The 6000-nt window shown below is 65.6% G+C and carries 11 protein-coding genes and 1 tRNA gene; 11 read left to right on the top strand and 1 reads right to left on the bottom strand.

Translation table 11 applies throughout. The features are described from left to right. The 11 genes from ffh to VAE53_RS02815 form a co-directional block, all read left to right on the top strand. The coding region (ffh, locus tag VAE53_RS02865; protein WP_322817856.1) for a signal recognition particle protein at positions 1-1134 on the top strand (1134 nt) is incomplete at its 5' end. A gap of 90 nt (positions 1135-1224) precedes the next feature. Then, a complete protein-coding gene (gene rpsP / locus VAE53_RS02860; protein ID WP_322817855.1) occupies positions 1225-1548 on the top strand; it encodes a 30S ribosomal protein S16 in 324 nt (107 codons plus the stop codon). Between the two features lie 2 nt (positions 1549-1550). Continuing rightward, positions 1551-1796, top strand: a complete 246-nt coding sequence (locus VAE53_RS02855) for a KH domain-containing protein (RefSeq protein ID WP_322817854.1) — start codon at positions 1551-1553, stop codon at positions 1794-1796. Positions 1797-1801: 5 nt separating this feature from the next. Beyond that, a complete protein-coding gene (gene rimM, locus VAE53_RS02850; RefSeq protein ID WP_322817853.1) occupies positions 1802-2371 on the top strand; it encodes a ribosome maturation factor RimM in 570 nt (189 codons plus the stop codon). A gap of 103 nt (positions 2372-2474) precedes the next feature. Beyond that, positions 2475-2645: a hypothetical protein gene (locus VAE53_RS02845; RefSeq protein WP_270057026.1), complete on the top strand. Its 171-nt coding sequence runs from the start codon at positions 2475-2477 to the stop codon at positions 2643-2645. Between the two features lie 63 nt (positions 2646-2708). Further along, positions 2709-2784, top strand: a tRNA-Ala gene (locus VAE53_RS02840). A 47-nt stretch (positions 2785-2831) separates the two neighbouring features. Then, the gene (locus VAE53_RS02835) at positions 2832-3167 is read left to right on the top strand and encodes a 2Fe-2S iron-sulfur cluster binding domain-containing protein (RefSeq protein WP_322817852.1); all 336 of its coding nucleotides are present in this window, start codon (positions 2832-2834) and stop codon (positions 3165-3167) included. Positions 3168-3170: 3 nt separating this feature from the next. After that, positions 3171-3413, top strand: a complete 243-nt coding sequence (locus VAE53_RS02830) for a ferredoxin family protein (RefSeq protein WP_322817851.1) — start codon at positions 3171-3173, stop codon at positions 3411-3413. A gap of 45 nt (positions 3414-3458) precedes the next feature. After that, the gene (locus VAE53_RS02825) at positions 3459-4382 is read left to right on the top strand and encodes a LysR family transcriptional regulator (protein WP_322817850.1); all 924 of its coding nucleotides are present in this window, start codon (positions 3459-3461) and stop codon (positions 4380-4382) included. 36 nt (positions 4383-4418) lie between these two features. Then, positions 4419-5012, top strand: a complete 594-nt coding sequence (locus VAE53_RS02820) for a nucleotidyltransferase family protein (RefSeq protein ID WP_322817849.1) — start codon at positions 4419-4421, stop codon at positions 5010-5012. After that, the gene (locus tag VAE53_RS02815) at positions 5012-5683 is read left to right on the top strand and encodes an HAD hydrolase-like protein (RefSeq protein WP_322817848.1); all 672 of its coding nucleotides are present in this window, start codon (positions 5012-5014) and stop codon (positions 5681-5683) included. Before VAE53_RS02820 ends, VAE53_RS02815 begins: the two co-directional genes overlap by 1 nt. 14 nt (positions 5684-5697) lie before the next feature. Here the strand turns inward: VAE53_RS02815 and VAE53_RS02810 are convergent, their stop codons facing one another. Beyond that, a complete protein-coding gene (locus VAE53_RS02810) occupies positions 5698-5820 on the bottom strand; it encodes a hypothetical protein (protein WP_322817847.1) in 123 nt (40 codons plus the stop codon). Positions 5821-6000 lie beyond the last annotated feature (180 nt).

The following is a 6000-nucleotide window of genomic DNA, read 5'->3' as shown; positions in this document are numbered from 1 at the left end:
GCCCAAGTCCTCCGCAGCCTCACCCCCGCCCAGCAAGTCACCGACATCGTCCACCAAGAGCTCGTCGACATCCTTGGCGGCCAAGCCCCCAAACACGCAACCGCAGCCCGCCCACCCACCGTCATCATTCTCGTCGGCCTCCAGGGCTCCGGCAAAACCACCAGCGCCGCCAAACTCGCCAACCTCCTCAAAAAACAGCGACAGCGCCCCCTCCTCGCCGCTTGCGACATCTATCGCCCCGCAGCAGTCGACCAGCTCGTCACCCTCGCCCGCTCCCTCGACGTCCCCATCCACGAAGAAGGCACCACCAACGCACCCCCATCCATCGCCCAGAACGCCCTCGAAAAAGCCAAACGCATGGGCGCCACCCACCTCATCGTCGATACCGCCGGCCGCCTCCACATCGACGACGACATGATGAACGAAGTCGCCCAGCTGCGCCGCCTGCTCGACCCAGCCGAAGTCCTCTTCGTCGCCGACGCCATGGCCGGTCAAGACGCCGTCAACGCCGCCAAAGAATTCCACGAGCGCATCGGAACCACCGGACTCATCCTCACCAAAATGGACGGCGACGCCCGCGGCGGCGCCGCCCTCAGCATCCGCGCCGTCACCGGCGTACCCGTCAAATTCATCGGCATCGGCGAAAAAGCCGATGCCCTCGAGCCCTTCCACCCCGACCGCCTCGCCAATCGCATCCTCGGCATGGGCGACCTCCTCACCCTCATCGAAAAAGCCAAAGAAACCATGGGCGAGGACGACACCGAAGCCTTCAAAGACAAACTCAAGCACGGCACCTTCGACCTCCAAGACTTCATCGACCAGCTCCGCAAAGTCCGCAAAATGGGCCCCCTCGGCCAGCTCGTCTCCATGCTCCCCGGCTTCAACCGCATCAAAATGCAACTCCAAGTCGACGACATCGACGACCGCTTCTTCGCCCAAGCCGAAGCCATCGTCCTCTCCATGACCCCATGGGAACGCCGCCACCCCGAAAAAATCGACGGCAAACGGCGCAAACGCATCGCCCGCGGCAGCGGCACCGACCCTAGCCAAGTCAACCAGCTCCTCAAACAATTCTTCGAAGCCCGAAAAATCGCCAAAACCCTCGCCACCGGCAAAATGCCCCTCCTCCGCTGAACCCCAGCGTGGCGCTAACCGTCCATTGTCGTATCCTCGACATCGCCGCCAATCTCGACCGCCCACCGCGGTCGTCCCCCAGGAGTCCACATGATCCGCATCCGCCTCCGGCGCACCGGCAAAAAGGGATACCCCCTCTACCGCGTCGTCGTCGCCAACCAGCCCGACCGCCGCGACGGCCGCTTCATCGAAATCCTCGGCTCGTACGACCCACACCAAGACCCACCCAAAATCACCCTCGATGCCCAGCGCGCCCGCGAATGGCTCAGCAAAGGCGCCCAACCCTCCGAAGCCGCCCAAAAAATCCTCGTCCGCGCCGGCGTCCTCGAAAAGACGCCAGCCACCACCGCCAAAGCCAAGCCAGCCCAGCAGCCAGAGCCCCAGGCCCAAACACCCGCCAACGACCAGCAATGACCATGCCCGAAACCCTCAGCGGCGAACTCGTCCAATACCTCGCCAAAGCCCTCGTCGACCACCCCGAGGACGTCCAGGTCAGCGAAACCATCCAAGACAACCGCGTCATCATCCACCTACGCGTCCACCTAGACGACTACGGCCAAGTCATCGGCCGCGACGGCCGGATCGCCACCTCCCTCCGCGCCCTCGCCAAAGTCGCAGCAGTCCGCGAAGACATCCGCGTCAAGCTGGAGATAGGCCACTGAGCCAGATGCCCGCGTCCGGCCCATCCCACCCGGCGCGCCCGCGCAACCCCGTCACCCTCCCCGCCGAGCCGCGCCCAGGATACACCGCCGTCGCCCGCATCCTCCGACCCCACGCCCTCCGCGGCGAACTCCGCGTCGAAGTCTTCTCCCCCACCGCCAAAAACATCCAACGCGGCCGCCCTGTCTACCTCCAGGGCACCCGCCGCATCGTCGAACGCGCCCGCCAGGCCGGCACAACCTGGATCATCAAACTCACCGGCCTCGACACCCGAACCGACGTCGAACACCTCCACGGCCAACTCATCGAAGCCCTCGACACCGACGTCCTCCGCGACGACCCCGACTCCTACTTCATCCACGAACTCATCGGCCTCACCGTCGTCACCCCAACCGGACAACACCTCGGTACCCTCGTCGAAGTCCTCCAACCCGGCGCCAACGACGTCTACGTCGTCCAAGGACAGCACGGCGAAATCCTCGTCCCCGCAATCGCCCAAGTCGTCCAATCCATAGACCTCCAAGCCGCCCGCATCATCATTACACCTTTGCCCGGCATGCTGGACGAATCGCCATAAACGATTGAAACCGTCTATAGGCCCGACATACACTTGCCCCGGCCGGTGGCGGGGTCCTTAGCCCCAGGCCAAACACCTCGACGTCGTCCCAGGGGGTAATTCCATGTCCAAGGCTGAAGCACTCCAGGTCGTGGCCGAATGCGTCCACCACTGGATCCTCGAACCACCACGCGGAGAGCTGACGCCCGGGCGGTGCAAAAAATGCGGCAAAGAACGCGAATTCACCGGCGAAACCTCCTACCGCATCGGCAGGGGCTCCTCCCACCGCTCCTGATCCCTCCCCAGAGTTGACCCACCAGCGAGCCGCTTCCTACGATGGAAGCGGCTCGCTCATCGTGGGGACGTAGCTCATCTGGGAGAGCGCAGCATTCGCATTGCTGAGGTAAGGGGTTCGAGTCCCCTCGTCTCCACCACCCGCACGCCATCGACAGCCCCCGCGCCTCGCCGCACAATACCGGCAATGTACCGAGTCCGCGTCGAGCCCGGGGGCTACGAATTCCCCGCTCGCCCCAACGACACCGTCCTCGATGCAGCCAACGCCGCCGGCCTCTACTGGCCCGTCGGCTGCAACCGCAACGGCGAGTGCACCAACTGCGCCATGCACATCCTCTCCGGCCTCGGCCGCCTCAGCACCATCGGCCGCTTCGAACGCGCCAACCTCATCCGCCAACGCGGCCCACGCTCCATCGAAGACCCCCGCCTCCGCCTCGCCTGCCAGGCCCGCGTCCTCGGAGACATCATCGTCCAAAAAACCGGCGTCCACCCCGACCCCTTCGCCCACCAGGAGGCGCCCTGAACCATGCCCTACGTCATCACCGAACCCTGCATCGACGTCAAAGACGCCTCCTGCGTCGACGTCTGCCCCGTCGATTGCATCCACACCACCGACGACGCCCCCCAGTACTACATCGACCCCGACCAATGCATCGACTGCGCCGCCTGCGAACTCGCCTGCCCCGTCAGCGCCATCGCCCATGACGCCTCCCTCGAAGGCGACATGCGACACTACATCCAGATCAACGCCAACTTCTACCGTTCCTAAGCGTTACCCTAGAAGGCGGGCGGTTTCCCGCCTCGGAGTCACCCCGTGGAACTGGCACAGCTCGAAGCATTCATCCAGGTCGCTCACCACCGCTCATTCAGCCGTGCTGCCGAAGCCCTCTTCCTCACCCAACCCTCCGTCACCGCACGCATCCAATCCCTCGAACGGGAACTCGGCGAACGGCTCTTCGAACGCACCGGCCGCAGCGTCACCCTTACCGATGCCGGCCGCGCCTTCATGCCCCACGCCCAGCGCGCCCTCACCGCCGTCCAAGAAGGCACCGACGCCATCGAAGCCGTCCGCCACGGCGAAGTCGGCACCATCCGCATCGGCGCCTCCACCTCCATCGCAACCTACGTCCTCCCCCGCATCCTCAAAAAATTCCGCGAACTCCGCCCCCGCGTCCACATCCACCTCGCCACCGGCCAAACCGAAGACATCATCGATGCCCTCCTCTCCGGCGAATTCCACCTCGCCGTCACCCGCCTCGCCCAACACCCCGAAATCCAGTCCCTCCACCTCTACAACGACGACCTCGCCCTCGTCGTCCCCCCCACCCACCCCTTCGCCAAAAAACAGCGCGTCACCATCGCCGAAGCCGCCCGCGAACCCTTCCTCTTCTTCGAGCGCGGCTCCAGCTACCACAGCCTCGTCTACTCCATGTTCCTCCGCGCCGGCGTCGTCCCCGAATCCGTCATGGAACTCGACGACATGGAAACCACCAAACACATGGTCGAAGCCGGCCTCGGCGTCGCCATCCTCCCCGTCGTCTCCTTCGAACGCGAACGCGAACTCGGCTCCCTCACGCGCGTCGAAATCCGCGAAATGGAACAGCCCGCACAGCGCGAAGTCGGCCTCCACATCCTCCGCAACCGCATCCTCGCCCCCCCCATCCACGAACTCCTCCGCATCCTCACCCAAGAATTCGGCGTCGAAAACACCCTCCTCCCCACCCCCGCTTACACATAACACCCAAACCCCACCACCAGCGAGCAACCAACCACCATGAACTCAGCCATCATCCTCGCCGCCGGCCTCTCCCAACGCATGCACACCCCCAAGCCCCTCCTCGACTGGGGCGGCCAGCCACTCGCCCGCTACCACATCGAACAAGCCTGGCAAGCCGGCGCCGACGAAGTCATCATCGTCCTCGGCTACCGCGCCGACGACGTCGCCCGCCAAATCCGCGGCATCCCCTGCCGCATCATGTTCAACCCCCGCTTCCAGCTCGGACGTGCAGGCTCCCTCCGCATCGGCGCCAAAGCCGCCAGCCGCGACGCCGACCGCATCCTCATCGCCGACGTCGACCAGCCCCGCCCCGCCACCTTCCTCCGCACCCTCTACGACGCCCTCCACCCAGGCGCCGACTACGTCGTACCAGTCCACCACCACCAGCGCGGCCACCCCGTCGTCGTCGCCGGCACCCTCCGCGAAGAACTCATGCACGCCGACGACGCCACCCAAGGGCTCCGCGGCGTCCTCCACGCACACGCCCACCGCCACGCCGAAGTAGAAGCTGGCGACCTCCTCGACCTCACCTTCAACACCCCCGAGGAGTACGAAGCCGCCCGCAACCGCTACTTCGCCGCCATCCCCTGATGCCACTCGTCGGCAGCGGCCGCCCCCGGCCACGACTCGTCATCTTCGACCTCGATCGGGCACTCATCGATGCCCGCCCCGCCTTCTGCTACACCATCGAAGAAGCCATCGCCGCCGTCACCGGCCAGCGCCGATCAGCCCGCCAACTCGCCGACGCCTACCACACCCGCCCCTGGCGCGACGCCCTCCGCATCCTCCTCGACGACCCACACCACTACCACGCCGCCGAAGCCCTCTGCCACCAATACGCCGAACGCAGCGCCCTCAAACGCCTCCTCGTCTTCGACGGCATCGGCATGGCACTCGACGAACTCCGCGCCGAACAAATCGACATCGCCGCCATCACCCGGCACCCCTACCCCCTCGCCCGCAAACAAGTCGAATCCACCGGACTCGATCGCTTCTTCGCCCTCATCGTCCCACCCGCCGGCGACCGCTTCGACCCCGCCACCCAGCTCGCCGAATGCTACCGCCTCCTCCAAACCGAGCCCACCCAGACCGCCGTCGTCGCACCCGGCAAGCCCGAGCGGCAAGCCGCCGAGCGCACCGGGGCCATCCCCATCACCGCAGCCTGGGCCGTCGAGCCCGACCTCGGCGGCATCGAAGTCCACAGCCCCACCGCCCTCCGCGAAACACTCCTTCGCCGCTGGGAAGGCCGCACACCCCCCTGAACCCGCCCACCAGCCTACCGACTCCCCACCCGAGCCCGCGGTTCCACCAACGCATGGCAGCCCGGACAATACGTCTGCTCACGCGCCGACGTGAACTCCAGCTCGCACTTCGGGCACGTCACCAACTTGCGCTTCATCACCTAGCTCCTTCGCGGGGTTCACCATCAGCATCGCCCGATCCCTCACCGCGAGGTAGACCGAATTCCCCATCGATTCCCCAATATCCATACGCTAGAACTATCGATCGATAGCCAACGTGAAAGAACGGTGAACACCCACCTCCACTAAACTGAGCCGAGACCACCAGCAAGGAGGAG

The organism is Tepidiforma sp., assembly GCF_034432735.1.
Lineage (GTDB): Bacteria > Chloroflexota > Dehalococcoidia > Tepidiformales > Tepidiformaceae > Tepidiforma.
Note: the sequence above shows the minus strand (reverse complement) of the source record. Positions and strands in the feature narration are given on the sequence as shown.